Raw genomic sequence first — 26,792 nt, 5'->3', positions numbered from 1 at the left:
CGTTTCACGCGCGTGGTGGCACCCTGGTGCCATGGCGCTGCTGCGGACCCTGCTCAACCTCGTCTGGCTGGTCCTGGCGGGGGTGTGGATGGCCCTCGGCTATCTGCTCGCCGGCATCATCTGCTGCATCCTGATCATCACGATCCCGTGGGGGATCGCGTCGTTCCGGATCGCCCTGTTCGCGCTCTGGCCCTTCGGCAGCCGCATCGAGCGCCGCCAGGACGCCGGCGTGGGCTCCACGCTGGGCAACGTCGTCTGGATCATCGTCGCCGGCTGGTGGCTGGCGATCGGGCACATCGTCACGGCCATCCCGCTGGCCGTGAGCATCATCGGCATCCCGTTCGCCTGGGCGAACCTCAAGATGATTCCGGTGTCTCTCACCCCGCTCGGCCGGCGGATCGTCGACACCGACGACCCGCAGGGCTTCGGGGTGGACGGGCACCACGCCGCACCCCCGATGGCCGCGCGCCGCTGAGCGCGTGGCCCTATCGGCGTGCTCCCTTCACTCGGACACTCGACGTCTGCGGCGCCACGCCGCTGACGCCTGTCAGTCCGTGACCGGCAGGTCGTAGCGCCGGCGGATGCTCGACCCGAGACGACGGACGTCGACGCCGTAGACGTGCAGCGAGATCGTCGTGACCGACGCGGTGTTGGTGACGCGGTGGATGTCGCCCGGTGGCAGCAGCCCGCTGACGGTCCCCGGGCCCGCGACGTCCTCGCCGTCGACCACGAGGTGCTCGGCCACCCGGCGGTAGCGGATCTCGTGCTCCGCCCCGGTGTGGACGCCGACCACGCACCACGAGAGGTGGTCGTGGATCAGGGTCGTCTGCCCGGGCAGCCACACGAGCGCCACCAGCGAGAACGCGCCGTCGGGGGCGACGTGCAGGACGTGCTGCCGGTAGTGCGCGGGGTCGCCGACGCACTGTTCCGGCCGGAGCAATCGTGGATCACCGAGGTGCGGAGCCAGGGCTCGGGCGACGGCGTCGACCCGGACCTGGCCGGGGTGTGCGCCGCGCACGGCGGCGTCGAGGTCGTCGGTCAGGGCGGTCAGCGGGGTGACGAGTGCGGTGGTCATGGTGGCCTCCTCAGGCGGCGGCGGTGAGGTGTGCGGCGGTGCGGGTCGCGCTGCCGGCGGTGAGGTCGGCGGTCAGGGTCGTCTCGTGGCCCTGGGTCTCGACGGTGACGATCGGGAGCACCGAGGCGAGCAGGACGCGCATCCCGGTGTTCTCGGTGAGCACGTCGGCGACGAGGCGCGAGTAGCCCTCCTCGCGGCCGCGGGTGGCGACGGCGCGCAGCAGGCGTCCTCCGACGCCGCGGCCCTGCCAGGTGTCGACGACCTCGATGGCGAGCTCGGCGTCACGCAGACCCAGGGAGATGAGGCGTGCGATGCCGATCGGCGCGCCGTCCGGGCCGAAGGCCGCCACCGCGATGTGTCGCCGGCCGTCGACGGCGGCGAGCTTCGTGCGCACCGCCCGGATCAGGCGCGGGGTCGCGCCGTGGAAGCGCAGATAGCGGCTGTGGTCGGAGAGGCCGGCGAACACCGTGTCCAGCACGTCGACGTCGCCGGGCCCGAGCTCGCGGACGGTGGGGGCACGACCGAGGGGCCGGGGCCCGGGTGTCTCCGGAGCCCCGGTGGTCCAGGTGCTGACGAGATGCATGGTGGGTCCTCCGTCGCGGGGCCGGACACCTCGTCCGGCGACAGGACCGAGCCTGCGGCTCGAGCACCCCCCGCCTCGTCGGTGAGCACTCCCCATCTCGGCGCGCGCCGGTCCCCATGCCGGGGGCGCGGTGCCCACGCCGAAGCGGATTTCCTGTCACCCAGTGCCAGCGAGGACGCAGGGCTTGCACGGGCACGTGCTCCGGGCGGGGAGCCGGACCACGGGGTGCTCACAGTGGTGCCAGGTCCCGGTACATCCGGATCGCGGGCCCGAAGCGCGTGGGCGCCTCGCCGACCGTGCGGAAGCCGCAGCGGGCGTAGAAGGCCTCGGCGCGGGGGTTCGCGGTGACCACGAGCAGCGGGGCGCCGGCCGCGCGGGCCGCCCGCACCGCGTCCTCGACGAGCCGGGCGCCGATGCCGTGGCGCATCAGGGCCGGGCGTACGAACAGGGCGTCGAGCTCGGCGGTCCCGTCGGGCAGGGGCAGCACTGTGGCGAAGCCGGTCACGGTGCCGTCGACCTCGTGGACGCGGACCCGACCCGCCCGCAGGTCCGCGCGCGGCACCTCGATCGCGTCGGGGTGGGCGAGCAGGTCCTCGCGGTGGTCGTCCCAGATCATCGAGGCCTCGCGCATGAGGTCCTCGAGCGCGGCGGCCTCGTCCATCCGGGCCGGGCGGAGGCGGCCGTCGTCCATCCGACGATGGTGCGGGCCGTGTCGAGCGGGTTCACAGCCCGGGAGATCGGTCGCGGAACGGTCCCCGCGGCGGCGCCCGGCTCCCCAGCCTCGGAGAACACCCCGGCACCAGGAGGACACGGTGACCACTTCTCCGACGACGCCGACGAGCGGCGCCGACCTCGTGACCCGGTTGCTGGATCTCTGGTCGCGCCCGCTGCCCGCCGACGACACCGCCGCCCTCGCCGAGTTCGGCGAGCTCTACTCCGACCCCGTCGACGTCCGGTCATCGACGTCCTGACCCTCACCGACGGCCGGATCACCGGCATCGTGATGGCCGGCGACGAGCTCGGGAACCTCGTCCGGCTCGGAGCCGTCGCGCTCGCCGACACCAGCTGAGTCGGGACGACCCGCCTACGAGGGGTCGGGCCGCTCCGTCTCGGGCTCGCCCTCGGTCTCGGTGGGCACGTCGGGGATGGCCGGCCCGAGAAGGTCGTCGGCGTCGACGATCCGGTAGGCGTAGCCCTGCTCGGCGAGGAAGCGCTGGCGGTGCGCGGCGTACTCGGCGTCGACCGAGTCCCGCGCGACCACCGAGTAGAAGTGCGCCTGCCGGCCGTCGGTCTTCGGGCGCAGGATGCGGCCGAGGCGCTGCGCCTCCTCCTGGCGGGAGCCGAACGTGCCGGACACCTGGATGGCCACCGACGCGTCGGGGAGGTCGATCGAGAAGTTCGCGACCTTCGACACCACCAGCACCGGGAGCTCGCCGCGCCGGAACTGGTCGAACAGGAGCTCGCGCTCCTTGGTCTTCGTCGAGCCCTGGATCACCGGGGCGTCGAGGGCGACGCCGAGCTCGTCGAGCTGGTCGAGGTACGCGCCGATGACCAGCGTCGGCTCGCCGGGGTGGCGCGCCAGGATGCTCTTCACCACCGGGATCTTGGTTCGCGCGCACGCGCAGAGCCGGTAGCGCTCCTCGGCCTCCGCGGTGGCGTAGATGATCCGCTCGTTGTCGGTCATCGTCACGCGGACCTCGACGCAGTCGGCGGGCGCCACCCAGCCCTGGGCCTCGATGTCGCGCCACGGCGCGTCGTAGCGCTTGGGCCCGATGAGCGAGAAGACGTCGCCCTCGCGCCCGTCCTCGCGCACGAGCGTCGCGGTGAGGCCGAGGCGGCGGCGCGACTGCAGGTCGGAGGTCATGCGGAACACCGGCGCGGGCAGCAGGTGCACCTCGTCGTAGATGATCAGGCCCCAGTCGCGGGTGTCGAACAGCTCCAGCGCCCGGAACTCGCCCTTCGTCTTGCGGGTCATCACCTGGTACGTGGCGATGGTGACCGGGCGGATCTCCTTGCGCTCGCCGGAGTACTCGCCGATCTCGTCCTCGGTGAGCGACGTGCGCGCGACGAGCTCGCGCTTCCACTGCCGCCCGGCGACGGTGTTGGTGACGAGGATCAGCGTCGTCGCCCCGGCCCGCGCCATCGCGGCGGCACCGACGAGCGTCTTGCCGGCGCCGCACGGGAGCACGACCACGCCGGACCCGCCGTGCCAGAAGCCCTCGACGGCGTCGGCCTGGTAGTCGCGCAGCTGCCAGTCGGACTGGTCGAGCTCGATCGCGTGGGCCTCGCCGTCGACGTAGCCCGCGAGGTCCTCGGCGGGCCAGCCGACCTTGAGCAGCGCCTGCTTGAGCCGCCCGCGCTCCGACGGGTGCACGACGACGGTGTCGTCGTCGATGCGGTCGCCGATCATCGGGCTGATCTTCTTGTTGCGCAGGACCTCCTCGAGCACGGCGCGGTCGTTGGAGATCATGACCAGGCCGTGCACGGGGGAGTTCGTCAGCTGCAGGCGCCCGTAGCGACCCATGGTGTCGACGACGTCGACGAGCAGGGCCTGCGGGACCGCGTAGCGGCTGTACTGCACGAGCGCGTCGACCACCTGCTCCGCGTCGTGGCCCGCCGCACGGGCGTTCCACAGCGCGAGCGGGGTGACGCGATAGGTGTGGACGTGCTCGGGTGCGCGCTCGAGCTCGGCGAACGGCGCGATCGCCTGGCGAGCGGCGGGCGCCGCCTCGTGGTCGACCTCGAGCAGCAAGGTCTTGTCGGACTGCACGATGAGCGGTCCGTTGCCGGGCTGGCTCAACCTCTCGACCTCCGGGCACATCGACGGGTGGTCCGTCCCATTGTCCTCGTCGGTACGACACACCGTCGGGCGGAGCTGGGACGCCGCTCGGGGAGCGCACGGACACGCCCGGTCATTCCCGGGGGGCACGGCGGATACAGTGAGCGCGCTCGACCCCGCCCTCGAGGAGTGACCACCCGACCCGATGGGCTCACGGCGCAGTGCCGGGGCCCGTCACCAGCGAGGACCGCCCTGCGGCCCTCGCGACGACCGCCCTGGACGCCTGACCACTCTGATGCGCCCGTTCGCCTCGTTCCCCGATCGTCGCACCGACGTGTGCCCGCGTGACGTCGCGGTGTCACCCGTGTGCCATCGCTCGATCCGGTCGGCGGCGACTGTAGACCATCGCCGGTCACCGAGCGTGGACCAGGCAGGTCTTCGGCGTGGGGGAGGGTCGGGCGAAGTCCGACCGACCGGAGGAACCGGGAGGACCCGTCCGTGACCACCCCCGAGCGAAGCCCGGACCGGGCCTCCGTCCGGTACCACGATCCGCGCGACGGTCGTCCCGGTCCGGACGGCCCCGGCGGCGGTGACTGGACGGACCGCCTGGCGCTGCGCAACTGGAGCCTGCCGGTCAAGCTCACCGCGGTCCTGCTGGTGCCGACGCTCTTCGTGCTGACCCTCGGCGTCCTCCGGATCATGGAGCAGACCCGGGACGCCGCCGAGTTCGACGGCGTCCAGCAGGCCGTGGCGCTCGAGGACGGCACGGCACGGGTGATGGGCAGCCTCGCCGACGAGCGCTCCGCCGCGGCGGTCTACGTGGCCGCGGGGCGCGCCGGCGGCTCCGGTCCGGTCGAGGAGCGCATCGGCGCCACCCGCGACGCGACGTCCGAGCTGCGGCGCTCCTCCGGGCTGGCGGACTCGCTCGACGAGCAGACCCGCACGTCGTTCGACCAGGCCGACGCCGAGCTCGACCAGCTCGACCGCCTGCGCGACGACGTCATCGACGGCCGGGTGGACGCCGCGGGCGCCATCGCCCGGTACACCGAGGTCGTCGACACCCTCGAGATCTTCGACCGGTCGCTGTCCCGGGAGGCCGCCGACCCGAGCGTCGCCGGGCTCGCCTCCGGTCTCTACTCCCTGTCGGTGGTCCGCGAGGAGGACGCCTACGTCCAGGCCGTCGTCGCCGCCGGCATCGCCGCGGGCCGCATCGACGCCCCGTCGATCGACCAGGCGCGCAATGCGACGCTGCGCCGCTCGATCGCCGTCGACGACTTCCGCTCGGCGGTGGGCACGGACAACGCCGGGCTCGCCGACGCCGTCGTGGGCCCGGACGTCGACAACCGCGACCTGCTGGCCCAGGTGGTCCTCGGCCGCGGCGCCGCGGGGCTCCCGCTGCAGGTCTCGGGGCCGGACTGGGAGCGCGCGTCCTCGGCCGTCGAGGACCGGGACGCCGCGACCTCCGAGCAGCTGCGCGGCCAGCTCCAGGAGCAGGCGGGCGCCCTGCAGCAGGCGGCGCGCAACGGCGCCGGCGTGGCCTCGGTGATCCTGCTGCTGGCCCTGATGGCCGGCGCCGCGGTGGTCTTCTTCGTCACCCGCTCGCTGCTGCGGCCGCTGCGTCTGCTGCGCCGCAGCGCGCTCGACGTCGCCGAGCGTCGCCTGCCCCAGGCCGTCCGCAGCCTGCGCGAGGGCGAGGCACCGGACACCACGATCGTCCCGACGCCGATCACCACGCGGGAGGAGATCGGCCAGGTCGCCCGCGCGTTCGACCAGGTGCACGAGCAGGCGGTCCGCCTGGCCGCCGAGCAGGCGGGTCTGCGGTCGGCGTTCAACTCGATCTTCGTGAACCTGTCGCGGCGCTCGCAGGCGCTGGTCGAGCGCCAGCTGCGCCTCATCGAGCAGCTGGAGAACTCCGAGGAGGACCCGGAGGCGCTCTCCAACCTCTTCCAGCTCGACCACCTCGCGACGCGGATGCGCCGCAACTCGGAGAACCTGCTGGTGCTCTCGGGCACCGACCTCTCGCGGCGGGGCAGCCGCCCGGTGCCGCTGGTCGACGTGCTGCGCGCCGCCGCGTCCGAGGTGGAGCAGTACCAGCGCATCGACCTCGCGCCGCCGCCCTCGGCCCAGCTGCTGGGCCGCACGGCGAGCGACGTCGTGCACCTCGTCGCCGAGCTGCTCGAGAACGCCACCACGTTCTCCGCGCCCGACACCCGGGTGCGGGTGCAGGCGACGCAGAACGGCGACGGCTCCCTGCTCGTCGAGATCATCGACTCCGGTGTCGGCATGAGCGAGGAGGACCTGCACGACGCCAACGTGCGGCTCGACTCGCCGCCGACCGTCGACGTGTCGGCCTCGCGGCGCATGGGCCTGTTCGTGGTCGGGCGCCTGGCCACCCGCCACGGCATCACCGTCTCGCTGCGCAACCGCGAGGACGGCGGCGTCGCCGCCACGGCCCTGGTGCCCGCGTCCGCGGTGCTCGCCGTCGCGCCCGAGGGCGCGGCGAGCCCGGCGGTCACGGCCGGGGCGTCCGCGGGGGCCTCGAGGTCCGTTCCCGACCAGGCCCGCGGTGGCGGCTCCGGGCTGCCGCAGCGCGGCCAGCGCCAGGGTGGCGGCGCGCCCGGGTCCTTCTTCGCGCCCGGTGTCGACCCCGAGCAGGGTGGCGGGGACGCCGCCCGCCCCGGCGGCGCGCGCGAGCGGCGGTCGATGCTGCCGCGGCGCGGGTCGGCGCCCGGCACCAACGGCTCGAACGGCCACGGGACGAACGGCACGAACGGGTCGGTGCCGGGGCCTGCCGGTCCCGGACGTCCGGGAGGACCGACCGGCCCGGGGCGTCCCGGGCCCACGCCCTCCGAGCCGCCGCGCGAGCCCGTAGGCCGCGCCCCGGCCGAGGAGCCCGACGCCCCCGAGGCGCCCGCCGAGGACACGGCCGGCGACGGCGCCGGCGAGCAGGACGAGCGGGGTCGTCACGGCCTGGTCGGTGGCGCTGCCGCCGGTGGGGCCGCGGCCCTGATCGGTGCGGCCGCCGCCCGCCGTCGCAGCCGCCGTTCCGAGGACGGCGAGGAGGGCGCCGCCTCCGACGCGGAGGCGCCCGAAGCCGACGAGGTCGCCGAGGCGGACGGCGCCGACGGCGACGCGCCGGAGTCCGGCGAGGCGGACGCGGGTCGGCACGTCCTGCGTCCCACCGGGCTCGCTCCGGGCCAGGGTCCGGGTCAGGCGCCTGGTCAGGGGCCCGCGCCGTCGCCCGGCCCGATGCCCGCGCGCCCGGGACCGGGTGGACCGGCCGGACCCGGCTGGGGTCCCCCGCCGCCCCGCGCGGCGGGCCGCCCCCGGCTGGCGCGGTCCCGGCGCCCCTCCCGGCCGCGGCCCCGCCGGTCCCGGCTGGGGCCCGCCGCCCGCGGGTCCCGGACGGCCCGCCGCCGCCGGCCCGCCGATGTGGAACGGTGCGCCCGTCGTGCCCCCGCCCGGCCCGGGTCCGGCGGAGTCGGACGAGGCGCCGGCCGAGGTCGTGGAGGACGTCGAGAACCCGGTCGAGACGCCGGCCGAGGCCTCGGTGGAGACCCCGGTCGACACGCCGGTCGACACTCCGGCCGACGAGCGGGTCGAGGAGTCGCCCGGGGCCCCCGCCACACCGAGCGAGGCCCCGGAGGCCGCGGCACCGCTGCCGACGCGGCGCGGGACCTTCCCGCTGCGCCCCCGGGTCGTGCGGCCCCAGCCGCAGGCCGACGCCGCCGAGAGGCCGGCCGAGAGCCCGGCCGACGCGACCGCGGCGACGCCCGCCGGCCCGCCCCCGGAGCCCGAGCAGGCCGTCGAGGAGCCGGCGGTCGTGGACGCCGCCGAGCCCGCCGCCGAGGACCCGGCGGCCTCCGCGGAGCCGGAGGAGTCCGAGGACGCCCGTCGCACCCGCCCGTCGGGTCGTCGCCTGTCGCCCAGCGGCGTGCCGTTCGCCCCGGGCATGGCGCCCCGCCTGCGTCCGCGACGCACGGGACCGCCGTCCGAGGGTGAGGAGGTCCCCGCCGAGCAGCAGGAGACGCCGGTCGCGGAGACCCCGGCCGACGAGCCCCCAGCTGACGAGACCCCGGCCGACGAGACCCCGGCCGGCGCGCCCGACGAGGTCGCGGCGGCGGAGCCGGAGACACCGGAGACCCCCGCCGGGCCCCCGCCCCTCCCGGGCGGGCTGCCCCGTCGCACCGCCGGTCCGCCGGCGCCGAACGGCGCACCGGCCCCGGGTGGGCTGCCGCAGCGGCCGTCCGGACCGCCGGCCCCGTCCGGTCCGTCGGCGCCCGGCGCCCTGCCGCAGCGGTCGCCCAGGCCGCCGCAGGTCCCGGCCGGCGCGAACGGGTCGGCCACCGGGTCGGGCGACGGCGCACGGCTCTTCGACGCGCCGCCACCCGCGAACGGCGAGGGCCGCACCCGCAACGGCGGCGGCGCCCCCGGCCGCGCGACGCCCGAGCGGCCCCCGGGCCGCCCCGGTGCGCCGCAGCGGGAGCGCACGCCGATCTACGACGAGGTCGCGTCGGCCTGGTTCCGGGAGGCGCCGCCCTCGGCGGGCCCGGACGAGGCCGAGTGGGCCTCGAGCTCGGGCGACGAGGGCTGGCGCGCGGCCGCGGCCACCGCGGACGCCCTGGACGCCGGCGTCAGCGCCGACGGCACCACCGAGGCGGGCCTGCCCAAGCGGCGTCCCCGAGCACAGCTCGTGCCCGGCGCCGCCCGGACCGGGGCCGCCGGTGCACCCGGCGGCGCCCCGGACGGAGCCGCCGCCGGACCGCGTCGCAACGCCGACGCGATCCGTGGGCGTCTCGCGAGCTACCAACGAGGCGTGGCCGACGGGCGTACCAGCCGTCAGGCCCGACCGGCCGACACCGGAGCAGAGCGCGACGCGCGCTCCGGGGATGAGGAGGAGCAGTGACGGGAGCCCAGTCGCAGCCGAGCCGGTTCGGCTGGTTGGTCTCGAACTTCGCCGAGCGGGTGCCCGGGGTGGCGCACGCGGTCGTGGTGTCCGCCGACGGGCTGCTGCTCACGGGGTCCAGCCGACTGCCGCGCGACCGTGCGGACCAGCTGGCGGCCGTGGCGTCGGGGCTGATCAGCCTCACGCAGGGCGCCGCGCGGTGCTTCGAGGCGGGCGATGTCGTGCAGACGGTGGTCGAGATGGAGCGCGGGATCGTGCTGCTCATGTCGATCAGCGACGGCTCGTGCCTGGCCACGCTGGCGGCCCCGAACTGCGACATCGGGCTGGTGGGGTACGAGATGACGTTGCTGGTCGACCGGGTCGGCCAGCTGCTGACCCCCGAGCTCCGTGCCGAGCTTCAGGGGTCGGCGGTGCGATGAGCACGTCGAGGGGGTGACGACCCGTGAGCGATGAACCCGGCGAGTCCTTCGCCGACGTCCTCAACGGGATCAGCGGACCGCCGCGGTCGAAGGGGCCGCGCGGCGAGCGGCGCGGGCTGTTCCGGCGTCGCCGCGACGAGCCGTCGGACGTCCCGGACGGGTCCGACGGCTCCGACGGGTCCGCCGAGGTCGCCCCCGAGACCGCGCCCGGCACCGTCGCCGCGGACGGCCACCTCGACGGGAGCGGCGAGCCCGACGGCGCGCACGCCCTCGCCGAGGGCGAGCCGCCGACCGCGCCCTACGGCGTCCCGAGCCCGGGCGGCGTGCCGCGCCACGAGCTCCCGGAGCCCGAACCGCCGGACGAGCGCGCCGACGACGTCGCGATCGTGCGCCCCTACGCCTGGACGGGCGGGCGCACCCGTCCGGCCTACGACCTGGCCATCGAGACCCTGGTCTCGGTCGGCAACGCGGGCCGCGACCCCTCGCGGTTCCCCCAGTACGAGCACCGTGCCGTGGCCGAGCTGTGTCGCGAGCCCCGATCGGTGGCGGAGGTGGCGGCGTTGCTGACGCTGCCGCTGGGCGTCGCCCGGGTCCTGATCGGCGACATGGCTTCGCAGGGCACCGTCGTGGTGCACCAGACCGCCTCGACCTCGGGCGACGTCCCGGACATGGCGTTGATGGAGAGGGTGTTGAGTGGACTTCGACGGCTCTGACGCAGCGGTCGCGGACCCCGTCCCGACCACCACCTCGGCCAAGATCGTCGTGGCCGGGGGATTCGGGGTCGGCAAGACGACGTTCGTGGGCTCGGTCTCCGAGATCGACCCGCTGACCACCGAGGCCGTGATGACCGACGCGAGCGCCGGCGTCGACGACCTCTCGGCGGTGCCGAACAAGCGCACCACCACGGTCGCCATGGACTTCGGTCGCGTCTCCCTGGACTCCGACCTGATCCTCTACCTGTTCGGCACGCCCGGGCAGGACCGGTTCTGGTTCATGTGGGACGACCTCGTGCGCGGCGCCATCGGTGCCGTGGTGCTCGCCGACACCCGCCGACTGGCCGACTGCTTCGCCGCGGTCGACTTCTTCGAGGACCGGCGCCTGCCCTACGTGCTCGGCGTCAACCTCTTCGACGGGATGCTCCGCCACGACATCGAGGACGTCCGCGAGGCCCTGGCCATCGACCCGTCCGTGCCGATCCTGACCGTCGACGCCCGCGATCGGGAGTCGACGAAGCAGGCGCTCATCTCGCTCGTCGAGCACGCCATGCAGGTCTGGGCGGTCGGCGCCCGCGCCTGATCCCCGAGGCAGCGAACGCGCTGTTCGCTGCTTCTAGGCGCACGAACTCCCCGTTCGCGTCGGCGCCTCGCCTCCGGGTCGCGTGATCAACGGGGACTTTGCGCGCGTAGAAGCAGCGAGATACCCGTTCGCTGCGAAACACCGGGACCTAGCGGTCGGCGAGGACGCTGACCGAGGTGATGCGGTGCAGGGCGAAGGACAGCGGCGAGCCGCCGATCACGTCGCCGTTGGTCTCGCCGTCGTCGGTGTCCTCGACGCCCTCGAGCACCCCGCCGCCGACGCGCAGGGGGCGCACGACGCGCTGGGACGCCGTGCCGTGGGCGTCGACGTAGCCGATCCACACGCTGCGCCCCGAGCGCGCCGCCTCGGCGAGGACCGCGACGGTGGCCGAGGTCGTCGCCGAGCGCGTGGGGTTCCCCGTCGCCCCGCGGCCCCGGGCGGCGCTCGCGGCGCGGTCGCCGGCGCGCAGCTGGGCGACGAGGGCGGTGATCTGGTCGTCGGAGAGCGTCGGCGTGGTGCCCACCGCGCGCTCGGGACGCCGCGCGGCGGTGCGCCGGCCCTTGGGGCGCAGGTCGAGCACGCCGCCGACGTCGTCCTCGGCGACGGGGGAGAGCCCCGCGGCACGCAGGGCCTCGAGCACGTCGACCAGCGGCTGGGTGCTGATCAGCACGGTGGGGGCGATGCGCCGCAGCTCGAGGCGCTCGGCCTCGGGGTGGACCATCACCTCGGCGATCAGCGCCTCGTCCTCGGAGCGCAGGAACGACGCCGCCGCCCCGCCGCGCAGGCGTCCGTGGCGGCGGGCGACGTCGTCGACGAGGTAGGTCAGGCCCTGGGGGACGGGCGTGGCCGAGCGGGTGCGGAAGAGCTCGTGCAGGTCCGCGGCCGTCTGCCCCAGGTCGAGCGCGCGGCGCACCGAGCCCTCGCTGATCCGGTAGACGGTCGCGCTGCCCGCGGACTCGACGTCGGCGACGCGGTCGAGCGCCGCCGCGAGCTCGGGTTCGAGGCGTCCGGGGGCGACGGCGGTGAGGTCGGCCTGGAGGAGCACGTGGTCGATCGGGTCGGGCAGCGCGCGGCGCAGCGCGGCGGCCGCGGCGCCGTCGGGGTCGTCGCCGGGGCTGCGGGCGACGACGAGCAGCTCGCGGGTGGCGGAGGTGACCGTGTCGTGGGCGACGAGCCCGAGCGTCGTCGCCTCGCGCAGCACCGTGCGCGCCATCTCGTCGCGCTGCCGCCCGCCCTTGCGCGGGGCGCGCCACGCGAGGGACGCGACGAGGTCGTCGGCGCTCGGGGGGCCGTCGCCGTCGTCGAACTCGCAGAGCCGGTCGAGCACCCGGCGGCGCAGCGCGGGCGCCCAGGGCCGGCGTGCCTCGTCGGAGAGCGGGCCGATGAGCTTGTCACCCACGTCGCGGGCGCCCACCAGCGACGGTGCCCGGGGCGTGTCCAGCCAGCCACGGGCGAGCGTCACCCAGCGCACGTCGGGGCCGGCGGCGAGCCACCGGTCGACGGCGCTGGTGGGCGTCCAGGCAGGATCGTTGCCCTCGGAGACGGCGACGAGCCCGGCGCCGGCGAGCACCTCGACCAGCAGGGCCGCGTCCTGCTCGGTGAGGCCGAGGTCGCGGGCCACCCGGCGCATGTCGCGCACGCCGAGCCCGCCCGAGCGCAGCACCGCGGGCGGGTGCGCCGACCACGCGGTGAGCACGGCCTCCGCGCGCCGGGTGACCTCGAGGATCTCGCCGGCGGCGGTGGCGTCGACGTCGGCCGGGTCGCGGTGGCGCGGCGGAGGCATGGGGTCGGTGACCGCGACGTCGCCGAGCGGGCGGTCGCCGCGCACCGCGAGGGCCGCCTCGCGCGTGAGCTCCACGGTCTCGAGGTCGACGCGCACGAGGATGCCCGCCGCGAGGAGCCGGCCCACCGGCCCCCTATCGGCGTGCTCCCCTGAACCGGTCCCCTGCGCGCGGCTGCGGCCGACGGGCCCGTCGGTGGCCAACGCGTCGACCACCCCGCGCTCGTCGGGGGGCAGGGCGTCGACGATCTCCGCGGGGTCGTCCGCGGTGGCGATCGCCGAGAACTCCGGGGCCGGCCGCCCGAGACCACCGGGATAGCGCACCGAGACGTCGCGCAGCGCGGGGACCGCGCGCACCCCCGCGGTGGCCGACGGGTCCGCGCGCGCCAGCTCCGGCGGCACGGTGGCGCCGTCGAACCAGGCCAGCGCCCGGCGCTCGAGGTCGGCGAGCGCGGCCCGGCCGGCGTCGGCGCGGTCGGGGCCGAGGAGCGCGAGCACGTCCCCGAGGGCGGCGGACATCTCGTCGGCGCGCACCACCAGCAGCGCGTCGACCACCTGGAGGGTGAACGCGTCGAGGTCCTCGCACGCCCGGCCCACCGACATCCGCACGCTCGCGCGGGTGGCCACGACGCCGGTGTCGGCGGGGGCGGGCAGCGCCAGGTCCGGACGCGCGCGCAACAACGCGCCCAGGGTGTCGTCGTCCTGGGCGCGCAGGTGGTCGAGCAGGGTCCGGCCGGACATCGCCTCCCCACGGTAGTCGGGCTCCGGCGCGCGCACCCTCGAGGTGCGGCAGACTGGAGCCCCGCCGTCCCGGCGGGTGTGTGTACGAGACGGCGGGAGGAGCCAGCGGCCATGGCAGACGACGACGAGACCACGACCCCGCGCCAGGATCCGTGGTGGCCCGCGGACGAGGGGGATCACCCGATCACCGAGCTGATGGCGCCCACCCAGGGCTCGCCGTCGCCGTACGGGGAGACGCAGTTCCCGCTGTCCGCCGACCAGCTCGGCTACGAGCACCCGGTCACCGAGATCAACCGCTGAGTACCACCGCCGGTCTCCTGCTCGCCGCCGGTGGCGGCCGGCGGATGGGTCGGCCCAAGGCGGCCGTCGAGCTGGACGGCGAGCCCTTGGTGGCCCGAGGCGCGCGGACGCTGCGCGACGCCGGGCTCGACCCGGTGGTCGTCGTACTCGGGGCGGGCCTGCCGGACGTCGCGGAGCTGCTGCCGGCCGGGACGCGCTGGGTGCCCGCGCCGGGCTGGGACACCGAGGGGCAGGCCGCCTCGCTGCGCGCCGGCCTGGACGCGCTGGACGCCACCGACGCGGACGCGGTGCTCGTGGCGCTCGTCGACACCCCGGGCATCGGGCCGGCGGCGCTGGCCCGGGTGGCCGCGCACGCGAGCGGCCCCGACGCCCTGGCCCGCGGCGCCGTCGACGGGCGGGCGGGGCACCCGGTGCTGCTCGGCCGGACGCACTGGGCGAGGGTGCGGGCGGCGGCCGAGGGCGACGCCGGCGCGCGGGGCTTCCTGCGCGGCCGGGACGACGTGGTGGCGGTGGACATCTCCGACGTGGCGGTGCCCGACGACCTCGACACCCCGGAGGACCTCGCGCGCTGGACGGGCGAGCAGACGACAGGAAGGGGCACACCGTGACCGTCCCGGGACCGGGGTACGCGATCACGGCCCGCGTCGAGGCGCCGGCCAGCGCCACGGCGGCGGGCGACCTCGCGGTGGCCGTCGGCCGCGTCGGCGGGGTCATGACCGCGTTCGACGTCGTCGAGTCGCGCACCGACTCGATCATCATCGACATCAGCTGCAACGCCCTCTCCGAGGAGCACGCCGGGCAGATCACCGACGCGCTCGACGTCCTCGACGGCGTCCGGGTGCGCAACGTCTCCGACCGCACGTTCCTCGTCCACCTCGGCGGCAAGATCGAGGTGACGCCGAAGGTCGGCCTGCGCACCCGCGAGGACCTCTCCCGCGCCTACACCCCCGGTGTCGCCCGCGTCTGCCAGGCGATCGCCCGCCGTCCCGACGACGCCCGCAGCCTCACCATCAAGCGCAACACGGTCGCCGTCGTCACCGACGGCTCGGCGGTGCTCGGGCTCGGCAACCTCGGCGCGGCGGCCGCGATGCCGGTGATGGAGGGCAAGGCGGCGCTGTTCAAGCGCTTCGCCGGCGTCGACGCCTGGCCGGTGTGCCTGGACACCCAGGACACCGAGGAGATCATCCGCACCGTCGAGGTCCTCGCCCCGGCGTACGGCGGGATCAACCTCGAGGACATCGCCGCGCCGCGCTGCTTCGAGATCGAGGAGCGCCTGCGCGACAAGCTCGACATCCCCGTCTTCCACGACGACCAGCACGGGACCGCCGTCGTCGTCCTCGGCGCGCTGCGCAACGCGCTGCGCGTGGTGGAGAAGGAGATGAACGACTGCCGGATCGTGGTCTGCGGCGTCGGCGCCGCCGGCTCGGCGATCATCCGGCTGCTGCTGCCGCTGGCGCCCGCCGACCTGATCGCGGTGGACGTCGACGGGATCATCCACCCGGACCGCGAGGGCCTGCACCCGAGCCTGGAGTGGGTCGCCGAGCAGACCAACCGGAAGAACCGCACCGGGACGCTGGGCGACGCGATGCCCGGCGTCGACGTCTTCATCGGGGTCTCCGCGCCGAACCTGCTCCACGAGTCCGACGTCGCCGCCATGGCCGACAAGGCGGTCGTGTTCGCGCTGGCCAACCCCGACCCCGAGATCGACCCGTCGCTGGCGCAGCGGCACGCGTCGATCGTCGCCACCGGGCGGTCGGACTACCCGAACCAGATCAACAACGTCCTCGCCTTCCCCGGCATCTTCCGCGGGCTGCTCGACGCCCAGGCCCGGGGGATCACCGACGACATGCTGCTCGCCGCCTCGGCCGCGATCGGCGACGTCGTCGCGGAGCCCAACCCGCTGTTCATCGTGCCCAGCGTCTTCGACAGCACCGTCGCCTCGGCGGTGGCCGGCGCGGTGCGCAAGACCGTCGAGCGGGCCCGCGAGCAGGGGACCGAGGCCGTCGACGTGGGCGCCGCCCTGGCTCTGGGCGAGGAGACGGCGAAGGCGGTGGAGGGTGCTGATGAGTGAGGGTCCGGGCGAGCGGAGCGACGGGGGAACGGCCAGCGGTCTCACGCACGTCGACGCCACCGGCGCGGCACGGATGGTCGACGTGGGGGACAAGGAGGTCACGCGCCGCACGGCGACGGCCACCGGGGTCCTGCGCACCACCACCGAGGTCGTCGCGGCGCTGCGGGACGACACCGTGCCGAAGGGCGACGCGCTGGGCACGGCCCGGGTCGCGGGCATCATGGGCGCGAAGCGCACGCCCGACCTGATCCCGCTGTGCCACCCGATCCCGCTCACCGGGGTCACCGTCGACCTCGACGTCGGCGACGACCACGTCGCGATCACCGCGACGGCGCGCAGCGCCGACCGCACCGGGGTGGAGATGGAGGCGCTGACCGCCGTCACCGTGGCCGGGCTGACCCTGCACGACATGATCAAGGCGCTGGATCCGGCGGCGACGCTGGACGGAGTGCGCCTCGAGCGCAAGGAGGGGGGACGTTCCGGTGTCTGGACCCGACCCGACGGCCGCTGAGGACCCCACGACCAACCCCGCGGCCGACCCCGCGGCAGACCCCACGCGCCGCGCGCGCGTCGTCACCGCGTCCAACCGTGCCGCGGGCGGTGTCTACACCGACCGCGGCGGGCCGATCATCGTCGACTGGCTGCGCGAGCAGGGCTTCACCACACCCGACCCCGTCGTGGTGCGCGACGGGGAGCCCGTGGCCGCCGCGCTGCGCGACGCCGTCGCCGACGGTGCGCACGTCGTCCTCACCACCGGCGGCACCGGCATCTCCCCGACCGACGCGACGCCGGAGGCGACGCGCGCGGTCCTCGACTACGAGATCCCGGGGCTCGCGGACGCGATCCGGCGCGCCGGCGCCGACGTGGTGCCGACGTCGGTGCTCTCACGTGGCGTGGCAGGGGTCGCGAAGCGCACCCTGGTGGTGAACCTGCCCGGCTCCCCGGGCGGGGTGCGCGACGGGCTGACGGTGCTCGCACCGGTGCTGGCCCACGCCGTCGACCAGATTCTCGGAGGGGACCACCCGTGACGTCCACAGCCCCGGCCCGCGTCCTGCGCGCCACCGTCACCGAGGAGCTCCTGGACGTCTCGGAGCACGCGGCGCTGGTCGACGACGCCGCCGCGGGCGCCGTGGTGACGTTCGCGGGCGTCGTCCGCGACCACGACCACGGCCGCTCGGTGACGGCCCTGGACTACGAGGGCCACCCGAGCGCCGCGGCCGTGGTGGAGAAGGTGGCCGCCGACGTCGCCGCCGCGTTCCCCGGGGTGCGCGCGCTCGCCGTCACCCACCGCGTCGGAGCGCTGGGCATCGGCGACGTCGCGCTGGCCTGCGCGGTCGCCGCGGAGCACCGCCGTCAGGCGTTCGACGCGTGCAGCGAGCTCGTCGACGCCGTGAAGCGCGAGCTGCCGGTGTGGAAGCGCCAGGAGTTCACCGACGGCACCGAGGAATGGGTCAACTGCCCCTGAGCCTCAGCTCATCGTCAGCGTCTGCCCCGGGAAGATGAGGTCCGGGTCGGTGGCGACGTCGGGGTTGGCCTGGGCCAGCGTGCGCCAGGTCGCGCCCTGCGAGGCGGCGATCGAGCTCAGCGTGTCCCCGGCCTTCACGGTGTAGGAGCCGGCCGAGCCCGACGTGGGCGTGTCACGCACGGTGCGGGTCTCGGGGGTGGCCTCCTCCGAGGACGAGCCGGACGACGAGCCGGAGTCGGAGTCCTCGTCGTCCGAGGCGGAGCCGGAGCCGGCATCGGAGTCGGCGTCGCTGTCGGAGGACCCCGCCGACGGCACGCTGCTGTTGGGCGAGTCGTCGGTGTTGCCCGTCTTCTTCGAGCACGTCGGCCAGGCGTTCATGCCCTGCTCGGCCTTGACGCGCTCGGCGACCTGGATCTGCTCCTCGCGGCTGGCGTCCTCGGGCTGCCCGGAGCCGCCGAAGGAGCGCCACGTCGAGTCGGTGAACTGCAGGCCGCCACCGAAGCCGTTGCCGGTGTTGATGGCCCAGTTCCCGCTGCTCTCGCACTCGGCGAGCGCGTCCCAGTCGGTGTCCGCGTGCGCGGCGGGCGCGGCGAGCAGCGCGGCGGGGACGACCGGCGCGCCCGCGGCGACGACGGCGAGGGTCGCCCGCCCGAGCAGGCCGGGACGGCGCGGCGCGCGGTGACGTCCGGTGGTGGCGGTGGGCAGCACGGCACGAACGAGGTCCACGGGTCTCCCGGAGCCGCGCCGACGCCGACGTGCTCCGGGGCCGTCGCGGGAGGGGAGCGGACGGCGCTCGGTGGTCGGTCCCTGTCCGGGCCGTGCGTCGCGGGGAGCGGGAGGCCCGTCGGACAGGGTGGCGCCCGGGCTCCGGTCGGCACCGCTCGAGCGGACCGACGCGTCGAGGCTAGATCCGCGCCGGGGCCACGGTGCGTGGCTCTCAGCTTCGTGAACCGGCCGCGAGGTCACGAACGAGTGACGAAGACGCTGCTCCGCGGTCTCGATGTCACCGAGGGCAACGTCCTTTGCACAGCCCGTCGCTGAGAAGACGTGACCGGCGTCACACACGACGGCCCCGGCTCCTGGGTGGAGCCGGGGCCGCCGGACGTGCGGGGAGGGGTCAGCCCAGCTTCAGCTGCTGCCCCGGGGAGATCGCGTCGGGGTCGGCGATGGCGTTGTTCTGGGCGATCGACTGCCACGAGACGCCGTGCGCGGCGGCCACCGAGCTCAGGGTGTCGCCGCTCGCGACGGTGTAGGCGCCGCCGGCGGAGGCCTTGGCCGGCTGGGCCGGCTGGGCCTGCGTGGTCGCGGCGATGCTCTCGGTCTCGGAGGAGCCCGAGTCGGACTCCGAGTCGGACGAGCCCGAGCCCTCGGTGTTCGCCGAGCTGTCGGTGTTGCCCGTCTTCTTCGAGCACGTCGGCCAGGCGTTCATGCCCTGCTCGGCCTTGACGCGCTCGGCCACCTGGATCTGCTCGGAGCGGCTGGCGTCCTCCGGGTCGCCAGAACCGCCGAAGGCCTTCCAGGTGGAGTCGGTGAACTGCAGACCGCCGCCGAACCCGTTGCCGGTGTTCGTGCTCCAGTCGCCGCTGCTCTCGCACTGGGCGAGTTCGTCCCAGTCGGTGTCGGCCGACGCCAGGCCGGTGCTCAGCGCCAGCGGTGCCGTCGCCATCGCGCCCACCAGGACGACCTGGGCCGCCCGCCGGGTGAAGGCGCGCGTCAGCGACTCATCGGTGTTCCGAAGCATGACCTCTCTCCGTACCGCGCCCCGCGGGAGGGACCACACGGGCGGGGTCGACGGCCGGTTCCACGCGGCCTCACCGCCCGCGGGTGCCAGGCACCCTCGGTCTCACGTCCTCGCGCCCGTCCGGTCCGCCACTTTCGTTCCGGGTCACCCGAGGCCGCTGGACGGGCATCCGGCGCGGCGACCTCGGGGGTGTCAGGCACCCGCACACACCGGTCCGGCGCGTCGTCGGGAGCCGTGTCGAACGGTACGGAGCACAGTGCGTCTTTCAAGCCGTGCAGTTGCGAGCGCGGTCACGTCGCCGACACCGTTTCGTGACCCGTCGTTGTGGACAGCGCCTGCTCAAGGGCCGACATGATCTCCCCGAAAGGCCTGTTCCGCCCGCGTGTCGCAGATCCAATCTGTGCGTGGCCTCACGGTGGGACACGGCCGTTCGGAGCAGCCGAATCTGAGGACCGCGACGGGGCGTCCTCATGGAGTGGACCGTCCGGTGGCTGTCGGAACACGCCTGCGGGATGCTGGGGGGGTGACCGCGAGTACCACACCGACCAGTCCGGACGACCTGGCGAAGGCCCTGGACGGCACGGGGTACCTGGCCGACGCGGGGCTCGCGTCGGCCGCCTTCCTCGCGCTGCGCATGGGCCGGCCCCTCTTCTGCGAGGGCGAGCCCGGGACGGGCAAGACCGCGCTGGCGCAGGCGCTCTCCGAGGCGCTGGGGCTGCCGATGGTGCGCCTGCAGTGCCACGAGGGCATCGACGCCGCCCAGGCCCTGTACGACTGGGACTTCCCGCGCCAGCTGCTGCACCTGCGTGCCCTCGAGGCCGCCGCGACCGCCTCGCAGTCGACGCTCGACGTCGACGCCGTGGAGTCCTCCCTCTACGACCGCCGCTTCCTGCTCGCGCGACCCATCCTGCAGGCCCTGCAGGACGCGCCGTGCGTGCTGCTCGTCGACGAGGTCGACCGCGCCGACGACGAGTTCGAGGCCTTCCTGCTCGAGGTGCTGGCCGAGAACTCGGTGACCATCCCCGAGGTCGGCGTCGTCCGCGCCGAGACGCCGCCGCTGGTGGTGCTGACGTCCAACCGCACGCGCGAGGTCCACGACGCCCTCAAGCGCCGTTGTCTCTACCTCTGGCTCGAGCACCCCGACCTGGCCCGAGAGACCGCGATCCTGCGTCGCCGCCTGCCCGACCTGCCCGCGGAGCTCGCCGACCAGGTCGCCCGGGCGGTGCAGGCCCTGCGCGGGCTCGACCTGCTCAAGCCGCCGGGCGTCGCCGAGTCGATCGACTGGGCGCAGGCCCTGCAGCTCGTGGGCGCGCGTCACCTCGACCTCGCCTCGGCCACCGCGACGCTGGGCGCGGTGCTGAAGTACCGCGAGGACGCCGACCGGGCGCGCGACAAGCTGGACGCCCTGCTCGCCTCATGAGCACCAGCGGCGAGCGGAGCGACGGGGCATGAGCACAGGTGACAGGGGCGGGAGCAGCGACGGGCTCGCTCCTCGCCCGCACGCCGGCGCGGTCCTGGCCTCCGGCGTCGTCGAGACGCTCGGTGGAGGCACCGACCCAGCCACCGACGCCGCCACCGGGGCCGACGGCGGTCCCGACGCCGTCCTCGAGGACTTCGTCGCCTTCACCCGCCTCGTCCGCAACGCCGGGGTGCCCGTCACCACCGACCGCGTCGCGGCGTACCTGCAGGCGCTGCGCCTGTCCGACCTCACCAGCGAGGTCTCCACGTACTGGGCGGGCCGCCTGACGCTGTGCGCGGACCCCGACGACGTCGTGCGCTACGACCACGCGTTCGCCGCCTGGTTCTCCGCCGATCCCCGCGACCAGCGGATGGGACGGCCGGCACCGCCGAAGCCGCGCATCTCGACCATGGCCGCGCTCACCGAGCCCCCGCCGGGCTCGGGCCAGGACGGCGAGGAGGAGGAGACCCCCGAGCTGCGGGTGGCCGCCTCCGGCGAGGAGATCCTGCGCGACCGGGACATCGCCGAGCTCTCGATCGGCGAGCGCGAGCACCTCAAGAGCCTCCTCGCGCTCCTGCGCCCGGCACCCCCGAAGCGCCGGGCCCGGCGGCGCCGCCCGGCCCGCCGCGGCGAGCCGGACCCGCGCCGCACCCTGCGGGCGGCGCTCGCCAACGGCGGCGAGATCGGCGAGATGCGCCGTCGCCGGCGCCGGGAACGCCCGCGTCGTGTGGTGCTGCTGGTCGACGTCTCCGGCTCGATGAGCCCCTACGCGGACACCCTGCTGCGCTTCGCCCACGTCCTCACCCGGCGCACCCCCACCTCGGTGGAGACGTTCACCCTCGGCACCCGGCTCACCCGCGTGACGCGCGAGCTGCGCCAGCGCGACCCCGAGCGTGCCCTGGGCGACGCCGCCCGCGCGATCCCCGACTGGTCCGGCGGCACCCGCCTCGGCGAGGCGCTGCGGGCGTTCCTCGACCGGTGGGGCCAGCGTGGCGTCGCGCGCCGCGCGGTCGTCGTCGTGTTCTCCGACGGCTGGGAGCGCGGCGGGGCGGAGCTGCTCGGCGAGCAGTCGGCGCGCCTCGCGCGGTTGGCCCACAAGGTCGTCTGGGTGAACCCCCACGCCGGCAAGAGCGGCTACGCCCCGGTGCAGGGGGGAATCGCGGCGGCCCTCCCGCACGTTGACCGTTTGCTGGCGGGCCACTCCCTCACCACGCTGGCCGAGCTGCTGGAGGTGCTGCGGGATGCGTGACGTTCTCCCGACCCTGGAAGGCTGGTGGGCCGAGGGCCGGCCGGTCGCCCTGGCGACCGTGGTCGGCACCTTCCGGTCCGCCCCGCGACAGCCCGGGGCGTCGATGCTCGTCGGCGACGACGGGCAGGCCGTGGGCAGCGTGTCCGGCGGCTGCGTCGAGGGCGCCGTGTACGAGCTCGGCTCCGGCATCCTCGAGGGCACCGACGACGCGACGCTGCAGCGCTACGGCGTCTCCGACGACGACGCCTTCGCCGTCGGTCTCACCTGCGGCGGCATCCTCGACGTCTACGTCGAGCGCGTCGACCGCGAGTCCTTCCCCCAGCTCGGGGCGATCGCCGAGGCCGTGCGCGAGCACCGGTCGGTCGCCGTCGCCACCGTGGTCTCCGGGCCCGCCGAGCGCGTCGGGCGCCGCCTGGTCGTCTGGCCCGACGAGGTCGAGGGCAGCACCGGGTCGGTCCGTCTCGACGACGCGCTGCGCGACGACGTCCGCGGCCTGCTCGCCGCCGGCCGGTCCGCGCTGGTGTCCTACGGCACCGACGGCGAGCGCCGCGGCGAGGGCCTGCAGGTCTTCGTGGAGTCGTTCGCGCCGCCGCCGCGCCTGATCGTCTTCGGCGCCATCGACTTCGCCGCCGCGGTCGCCCGCATGGGCACGTTCCTCGGTATGCGGGTCACGGTCTGCGACGCGCGTCCGGTGTTCGCGACGTCGAGCCGCTTTCCCGAGGCGCACGAGGTCGTCGTCGACTGGCCGCACCGCTACCTCGCCGCCGAGGCCGAGGCCGGGCGGATCGACGGGCGCACCGCGCTCGCCGTGCTCACCCACGACCCGAAGTTCGACGTGCCGCTGCTCGAGGTGGCGCTGCGCCTTCCCGAGATCGGCTACATCGGGGCGATGGGCTCGCGGCGTACGCACTCCGACCGCGAGCAGCGCCTGGTCGAGGCCGGGGTCACCGAGGCGGAGCTGGCCCGCATGTCGAGTCCGATCGGCCTGGACCTCGGGGCCCGGACGCCCGAGGAGACCGCGGTGTCGATCGCCGCGGAGATGATCGCCCACCAGTGGGGCGGACGGGGCACGCCGCTCTCGCGTCGCGACGGCCCCATCCACACCGAGTCCAACGTCGAGCCGGTGGTGTCGGCGGCCTCGTTGGGCTAGATCACGCGTGCGGTGAGCAGCAGGTACTCCCAGTCCATCACCGTCGTGCCGCTGCCGCGGTCGTGGCGCTCCGCCACCGCGGCGATGTCGGCGTCGAGCGCGGCCGTGCGCTCGGCGTCCTCGGCGTTGTTGCGGTAGGCCACGATCGTCGGCCCGTAGGTCTCCTTCCAGTACGAGCGGAAGGTGTCCGGGGAGTCGAACATCGTGACCGTCACCGTCTGCTTGCGGGCCTCGACGTCGGTGACGCGGTCGCCGAGCAGGGCGCGGACGTGCGCCTCGTCGCCCCACAACGGCGGGGGCTGGGCTCCCGGCGGAGGCGGCGGCATGTAGGCCTTCATGGTCTTGAAGAGGTCTCCGACGAAGCCCTCGGGGGTCCAGCTGATCAGGCCGATGCGTCCGCCGGGACGGGTGACGCGGGTGAGCTCGTCGGCCGCCTGCTGGTGGTGGGGCGCGAACATGACCCCGACGGACGAGGTGACGACGTCGAAGGTGTCGTCGGCGTAGGGCAGTGCCTCCGCGTCGCCCTCCTCCCAGCGCACGGCGACGCCCTGGCGCTCCGCGAACGCGCGCCCGGCGTCGAACAGCTCCGGGGTGAGGTCGGACGCGACGACGTCGGCGCCGGCGAGCGCGGCGGGCACCGCGACGTTCCCGGTCCCCGCGGCGACGTCCAGCACCCGCTCGCCGGGGCGGATCCCGGCCGCGGTGACCAGGACGGGGCCGAGCTCCGGGATGAGGCGGGAGGCCACGTCGGGGTAGTCGCCCAGGCCCCACATCGTGCGGTGCTTGGCCTTGAGAGCCCGGTCGGCGGCGGTGTCGGTGACGGTCTCGGTCATCGTGGTTCTCCCTCGTCGGTGTGATCCCGGGGACCACGGACCGTGTCGACCCCGAGGGGTCACAGAGTTCCGCGACGAGGACACCCCGGACATCGGGAACGCCTCCCCATGTTGTGGGGAGCGGACACTAGGCCATTCGGGACGTTCCCCCCGTGAGGTTGATCACGTACCGTGACGCGGGTGGAGCTGCTCGAGCGCGAGGACGAGCTGCGCCTCCTCGGCCGGGCCTGGCAGGAGGCGCGCTCCGGGGCGGGGTCGATCGTCGTGCTGGGCGGCGAGTCGGGGATCGGGAAGACCTCGCTGGCCCGCCTGTTCGCCGCCGATCCGGACGTCGGTGACGTCCTGTGGGGCGTCTGCGACCCGCTGGGCGTGCCCCGCCCCCTCGGCCCGCTGCACGACGTCGCCCACGACCTCGGCGAGCCCGCCGCGGGGCTGCTGCGCGCCGGAGCCCCGCCGCACGAGCTCCACCGCGTGCTCCTCGAGGCCCTCACCGCCCGCCCGGTGCTGCTCGTCGTCGACGACCTGCAGTGGGCGGACGAGGCGACGATCGACCTGCTGCGCTTCCTGCTCCGCCGCATCGCCGGCACCTGCTCGCTGGTCCTGGCCACCTACCGGGCGGACGAGCCGGACCCGCAGCCGGCGCTGCGCGCGCTGCTCGGGGACGTCGCGCGCACGCCCGCGGCCACGCGGATGGAGCTCGGCCCGCTGTCCGTGGCGGCGGTGACGACGCTCGTGGGGGAACGGCACATCGACCCCGACCGTCTCCACCGGCTCACGCGTGGGAACTCGTTCTTCGTCACCGAGGTCGTCAGCCAGGATCCCTCCCTGATCGACGGCGCGCTGCCCGTCTCCGTCCGCGATGCGGTGCTCGCCCGGACCGCCGGGCTCGACCCGGGCGCCCGGGACCTGGCCGACCTGCTCGCCTGCGCTCCCGGCGCCGTGCCGGACGCGCTGCTGCCCGCCCTCGGGGTCGGGATCGGCCCGCTGCGCACGCTCGACGGCGCCGGCCTGATCGCCCGCGACCGCCGGGGGATCACCTACCGCCACGACATCTGCCGGCTCGCCGTCGCGGGTGCGATCCCGCCGGGCGGCGAGATCGACCTGCACCGCCGGATGCTCGAGGCCCTCGAGACGCTGCCGGACCCGGACCCGGCGGTGCTCGCCCACCACGCCCTCGCCGCGGGCGACGACGGCCGGGTGTTCCGCTACGCCGCACGGGCGGGGCGCGTCGCGGCCGGATCGGGCGCGCACACCGAGGCCGCGCGGTTCTTCACCCAGGCCCTCGAGCGGGCGCCCCGGGAGGCCCTCAGCGCCCGGGCCGGACTCTGCGAGCTGCTCGCGCACGAGCTCTTCCTCACCAACCGGCTCGACGAGGCGATCGCGGCGTGCCACCGCGCCATCGCCTGGCACCGGGCGGAGGACGACCTCGACGGCGTCGGTGCCGGACACCGGTCGCTGGCCTCGTTCGAGTGGTACCACGGCAACCGCGACCGAGCCGTCGCGCATGCGGCCACGGCCATCGAGGTGCTCGAGCCCCGGGCCGCGCCGGGCAGCCCCGCCGCCGCCCTCCTCGGCCACGCGCTGTCGATCCAGGGGTTCCTGGCGATGCAGGACAACGACCTCGCGACTGCACGCGAGCTCCTCCGCCGCGCCCACGACGTCGCCGACGGCGTCGAGGACGACGCCCTCGAGGTCAGGATGCTGGTGGTCGACACCGTGGCCGGGATGATGGAGGGCGACCCGTCGGCGCGGGCGCGGCTCCTGGACGCGCTCGAGGCGGTCGGCGACGAGATCCAGGTCGAGCACTCCACCTGCTGGACCCAGCTCGCCCACCTCGACGTCGAGCAGCGGCGTCTCGACGCGGCCGAGACGGTCCTCGGCCGGAGCCTGCCGCTGACCGTGCAGTGGGAGTACCCGCTGTGCGAGCACTGGCAGCGCGGGATGCGTGCGCGCCTGCGCGGGATGCGCGGCGACTGGGACGAGGCCGTCCACGACGCCCGCGGCGTGCTCACCGACAGCGATTCGGTGCTGACCCACACCTGGCCCTCGCTGGTGCTGGGACTCGTCGCCCTGCGTCGCGGGGGCGACGGCGCCGACGCCCACCTCGAGCGGGGCTGGGAGCTCGCGCTGCGGTTCGGCGAGCCCCTGCGGCTGCTCCCGGCCGCGTCGGCGCTCGCCGAGCGGTGCTGGGTCACCGGCACGGCCGACCCCCGCCTCGACGGGGCGCCCGGGATCCTGGCGGGCGCGGGCGCACGGCCGGGGACGGAGTGGTCCGCGGGCGAGCTGGCGGTGTGGCTGGTCCGCCTCGGGTACACCGCGACGGTGCCGGACCTCCCGTCCGACTCCCCGTACGCCCTGGTGCTCGCGGGCGACCCGAGGGCGGCCGCCGAGCGCTGGGCGGAGCTCGGGTCGCCCTACGACCAGGCGCTCGCGCTGGTCGACACGGGCGAGCCCGCCGACGTGTTCACGGCGCTCGAGATCCTCGACCGCCTCGGGGCCGACGCCGTGGCCGCCAAGGTGCGCCGCGACCTGCGGGGACGCGGCATCACCGGGGTGCCCGCCCGGCCGCGCGCCACGACGCGCACCAACCCCGGGGGGCTCACCGCCCGCCAGGTCGACGTGCTGCGCCTCGTCGCCGAGGGCCTCACGAACGCCGGCATCGCCGCGCGGCTGTTCATCTCCGAGAAGACCGCCGACCACCACGTCTCGGCGATCCTCGCGAAGCTGGACGTGCCCACCCGCCGCGAGGCCGCGGTCGTCGCCCGCCGCCTCGGCGTCGTCCCCGAGCGCCGGCGGCGCGACCGGGGCAGCAACGGCGACAGGCCGCCGGTCGCCCAGGCCTGACCTCTCGGTGGTCGGGGCGCCGGCCTCCGGCCCTCCGGTGACCACGGGTCCGGCCGGGGGGCCGGCATGGGGACACCCCGGCGCGCGAGATGGGGAGGCGG

The 26,792-nt window shown here is 75.5% G+C and carries 22 protein-coding genes and 1 pseudogene; 15 read left to right on the top strand and 8 right to left on the bottom strand.

Going from position 1 to position 26,792, the window contains the following annotated elements; all coding sequences use genetic code 11:
* Positions 1-40 precede the first annotated feature (40 nt).
* Complete coding sequence (locus OG774_RS15660) at positions 41-475, top strand: YccF domain-containing protein (RefSeq protein WP_328310969.1); 435 nt, start codon at positions 41-43, stop codon at positions 473-475.
* A gap of 72 nt (positions 476-547) precedes the next feature.
* On the opposite strand, the gene OG774_RS15655 is transcribed toward OG774_RS15660, so the two are convergent.
* The 3 genes from OG774_RS15655 to OG774_RS15645 form a co-directional block, all read right to left on the bottom strand.
* On the bottom strand, positions 548-1,075 hold the full coding sequence (locus OG774_RS15655) for a cysteine dioxygenase family protein (protein WP_328302040.1): 528 nt from the start codon (positions 1,073-1,075) through the stop codon (positions 548-550).
* 10 nt (positions 1,076-1,085) lie between these two features.
* The gene (locus OG774_RS15650; RefSeq protein WP_328302037.1) at positions 1,086-1,658 is read right to left on the bottom strand and encodes a GNAT family N-acetyltransferase; all 573 of its coding nucleotides are present in this window, start codon (positions 1,656-1,658) and stop codon (positions 1,086-1,088) included.
* A 229-nt stretch (positions 1,659-1,887) separates the two neighbouring features.
* On the bottom strand, positions 1,888-2,349 hold the full coding sequence (locus tag OG774_RS15645; protein ID WP_328302035.1) for a GNAT family N-acetyltransferase: 462 nt from the start codon (positions 2,347-2,349) through the stop codon (positions 1,888-1,890).
* A 121-nt stretch (positions 2,350-2,470) separates the two neighbouring features.
* On the opposite strand from OG774_RS15645, the gene OG774_RS15640 reads away from it, so the two are divergent.
* Entirely contained in the window at positions 2,471-2,629 is a 159-nt protein-coding gene (locus OG774_RS15640) for a hypothetical protein (protein WP_328302033.1), read from the top strand.
* 113 nt (positions 2,630-2,742) lie between these two features.
* On the opposite strand, the gene OG774_RS15635 is transcribed toward OG774_RS15640, so the two are convergent.
* The gene (locus tag OG774_RS15635) at positions 2,743-4,458 is read right to left on the bottom strand and encodes a DNA repair helicase XPB (protein ID WP_274196133.1); all 1,716 of its coding nucleotides are present in this window, start codon (positions 4,456-4,458) and stop codon (positions 2,743-2,745) included.
* Positions 4,459-4,935: 477 nt separating this feature from the next.
* Between OG774_RS15635 and OG774_RS15630 the strand changes: the two genes are divergently transcribed.
* The 4 genes from OG774_RS15630 to OG774_RS15615 all read left to right on the top strand — a co-directional run bounded on the left by OG774_RS15630 (position 4,936) and on the right by OG774_RS15615 (position 11,058).
* On the top strand, positions 4,936-8,439 hold the full coding sequence (locus OG774_RS15630; protein WP_328302030.1) for a sensor histidine kinase: 3,504 nt from the start codon (positions 4,936-4,938) through the stop codon (positions 8,437-8,439).
* Positions 8,440-9,339: 900 nt separating this feature from the next.
* Positions 9,340-9,762, top strand: a complete 423-nt coding sequence (locus OG774_RS15625) for a roadblock/LC7 domain-containing protein (protein WP_274189874.1) — start codon at positions 9,340-9,342, stop codon at positions 9,760-9,762.
* A gap of 23 nt (positions 9,763-9,785) precedes the next feature.
* The gene (locus OG774_RS15620; RefSeq protein WP_328302025.1) at positions 9,786-10,475 is read left to right on the top strand and encodes a DUF742 domain-containing protein; all 690 of its coding nucleotides are present in this window, start codon (positions 9,786-9,788) and stop codon (positions 10,473-10,475) included.
* A complete protein-coding gene (locus OG774_RS15615; RefSeq protein ID WP_274196136.1) occupies positions 10,456-11,058 on the top strand; it encodes a GTP-binding protein in 603 nt (200 codons plus the stop codon). Before OG774_RS15620 ends, OG774_RS15615 begins: the two co-directional genes overlap by 20 nt.
* A 148-nt stretch (positions 11,059-11,206) precedes the next feature.
* Here OG774_RS15615 and OG774_RS15610 read toward each other — a convergent pair whose 3' ends face one another.
* Positions 11,207-13,579, bottom strand: a complete 2,373-nt coding sequence (locus OG774_RS15610) for a helicase-associated domain-containing protein (RefSeq protein ID WP_328302022.1) — start codon at positions 13,577-13,579, stop codon at positions 11,207-11,209.
* 111 nt (positions 13,580-13,690) lie between these two features.
* Between OG774_RS15610 and OG774_RS15605 the strand changes: the two genes are divergently transcribed.
* From OG774_RS15605 to OG774_RS15585, 5 genes and pseudogenes are all read left to right on the top strand, one after another.
* Positions 13,691-13,879: a hypothetical protein gene (locus OG774_RS15605; RefSeq protein WP_328302020.1), complete on the top strand. Its 189-nt coding sequence runs from the start codon at positions 13,691-13,693 to the stop codon at positions 13,877-13,879.
* Positions 13,880-13,923: 44 nt separating this feature from the next.
* A complete protein-coding gene (locus OG774_RS15600) occupies positions 13,924-14,487 on the top strand; it encodes a nucleotidyltransferase family protein (protein ID WP_442873880.1) in 564 nt (187 codons plus the stop codon).
* Positions 14,484-15,950 carry an NAD-dependent malic enzyme gene (locus tag OG774_RS15595; RefSeq protein ID WP_328302018.1) on the top strand — a complete coding sequence of 489 codons (1,467 nt, stop codon included), beginning with the start codon at positions 14,484-14,486 and terminating at the stop codon, positions 15,948-15,950. The genes OG774_RS15600 and OG774_RS15595 overlap by 4 nt, the downstream gene beginning before the upstream one ends.
* Complete coding sequence (gene moaC / locus OG774_RS15590; RefSeq protein ID WP_328302016.1) at positions 15,943-16,461, top strand: cyclic pyranopterin monophosphate synthase MoaC; 519 nt, start codon at positions 15,943-15,945, stop codon at positions 16,459-16,461. The genes OG774_RS15595 and moaC overlap by 8 nt, the downstream gene beginning before the upstream one ends.
* A gap of 46 nt (positions 16,462-16,507) precedes the next feature.
* Positions 16,508-17,415, top strand: a pseudogene (locus OG774_RS15585) (molybdenum cofactor biosynthesis protein MoaE); the annotation flags it as partial.
* A 3-nt stretch (positions 17,416-17,418) separates the two neighbouring features.
* Here OG774_RS15585 and OG774_RS15580 read toward each other — a convergent pair.
* Both OG774_RS15580 and OG774_RS15575 read right to left on the bottom strand, forming a co-directional pair.
* Positions 17,419-18,141 carry a LysM peptidoglycan-binding domain-containing protein gene (locus tag OG774_RS15580; protein WP_328302014.1) on the bottom strand — a complete coding sequence of 241 codons (723 nt, stop codon included), beginning with the start codon at positions 18,139-18,141 and terminating at the stop codon, positions 17,419-17,421.
* A 391-nt stretch (positions 18,142-18,532) separates the two neighbouring features.
* Positions 18,533-19,156 carry a LysM peptidoglycan-binding domain-containing protein gene (locus OG774_RS15575; protein ID WP_328302012.1) on the bottom strand — a complete coding sequence of 208 codons (624 nt, stop codon included), beginning with the start codon at positions 19,154-19,156 and terminating at the stop codon, positions 18,533-18,535.
* 523 nt (positions 19,157-19,679) lie between these two features.
* On the opposite strand from OG774_RS15575, the gene OG774_RS15570 reads away from it, so the two are divergent.
* The 3 genes from OG774_RS15570 to OG774_RS15560 are packed head-to-tail and all read left to right on the top strand — an operon-like array spanning position 19,680 to position 23,014.
* Positions 19,680-20,576 carry an AAA family ATPase gene (locus tag OG774_RS15570; protein ID WP_328302010.1) on the top strand — a complete coding sequence of 299 codons (897 nt, stop codon included), beginning with the start codon at positions 19,680-19,682 and terminating at the stop codon, positions 20,574-20,576.
* Between the two features lie 28 nt (positions 20,577-20,604).
* The gene (locus tag OG774_RS15565) at positions 20,605-21,864 is read left to right on the top strand and encodes a vWA domain-containing protein (protein WP_328302008.1); all 1,260 of its coding nucleotides are present in this window, start codon (positions 20,605-20,607) and stop codon (positions 21,862-21,864) included.
* The gene (locus OG774_RS15560) at positions 21,857-23,014 is read left to right on the top strand and encodes an XdhC/CoxI family protein (RefSeq protein ID WP_328302007.1); all 1,158 of its coding nucleotides are present in this window, start codon (positions 21,857-21,859) and stop codon (positions 23,012-23,014) included. The genes OG774_RS15565 and OG774_RS15560 overlap by 8 nt, the downstream gene beginning before the upstream one ends.
* Here the strand turns inward: OG774_RS15560 and OG774_RS15555 are convergent.
* Complete coding sequence (locus tag OG774_RS15555) at positions 23,011-23,847, bottom strand: class I SAM-dependent methyltransferase (protein WP_328302005.1); 837 nt, start codon at positions 23,845-23,847, stop codon at positions 23,011-23,013. The genes OG774_RS15560 and OG774_RS15555 overlap by 4 nt on opposite strands.
* Before the next feature lie 180 nt (positions 23,848-24,027).
* Here OG774_RS15555 and OG774_RS15550 point away from each other — a divergent pair, with 180 nt between their 5' ends.
* Positions 24,028-26,691, top strand: a complete 2,664-nt coding sequence (locus tag OG774_RS15550) for an ATP-binding protein (protein WP_328302003.1) — start codon at positions 24,028-24,030, stop codon at positions 26,689-26,691.
* Positions 26,692-26,792: the final 101 nt, after the last annotated feature.

Source organism: Actinomycetospora sp. NBC_00405, assembly GCF_036044095.1.
GTDB lineage: Bacteria > Actinomycetota > Actinomycetes > Mycobacteriales > Pseudonocardiaceae > Actinomycetospora > Actinomycetospora callitridis.
Note: the sequence above shows the minus strand (reverse complement) of the source record. Positions and strands in the feature narration are given on the sequence as shown.

Excerpts from the sequence above, each read along its gene's own strand:
- OG774_RS15650 (WP_328302037.1), bottom strand. The coding sequence starts at position 1,658 with ATGCATCTCGTCAGCACCTGGACCACCGGGGCTCCGGAGACACCCGGG.
- OG774_RS15645 (WP_328302035.1), bottom strand. The coding sequence starts at position 2,349 with ATGGACGACGGCCGCCTCCGCCCGGCCCGGATGGACGAGGCCGCCGCG.
- OG774_RS15600 (WP_442873880.1), top strand. The coding sequence starts at position 13,924 with ATGGGTCGGCCCAAGGCGGCCGTCGAGCTGGACGGCGAGCCCTTGGTG.
- OG774_RS15575 (WP_328302012.1), bottom strand. The coding sequence starts at position 19,156 with ATGCTTCGGAACACCGATGAGTCGCTGACGCGCGCCTTCACCCGGCGG.
- OG774_RS15610 (WP_328302022.1), bottom strand. The coding sequence starts at position 13,579 with ATGTCCGGCCGGACCCTGCTCGACCACCTGCGCGCCCAGGACGACGAC.
- OG774_RS15555 (WP_328302005.1), bottom strand. The coding sequence starts at position 23,847 with ATGACCGAGACCGTCACCGACACCGCCGCCGACCGGGCTCTCAAGGCC.
- moaC (WP_328302016.1), top strand. The coding sequence starts at position 15,943 with ATGAGTGAGGGTCCGGGCGAGCGGAGCGACGGGGGAACGGCCAGCGGT.
- OG774_RS15560 (WP_328302007.1), top strand. The coding sequence starts at position 21,857 with ATGCGTGACGTTCTCCCGACCCTGGAAGGCTGGTGGGCCGAGGGCCGG.
- OG774_RS15565 (WP_328302008.1), top strand. The coding sequence starts at position 20,605 with ATGAGCACAGGTGACAGGGGCGGGAGCAGCGACGGGCTCGCTCCTCGC.
- OG774_RS15655 (WP_328302040.1), bottom strand. The coding sequence starts at position 1,075 with ATGACCACCGCACTCGTCACCCCGCTGACCGCCCTGACCGACGACCTC.
- OG774_RS15605 (WP_328302020.1), top strand. The coding sequence starts at position 13,691 with ATGGCAGACGACGACGAGACCACGACCCCGCGCCAGGATCCGTGGTGG.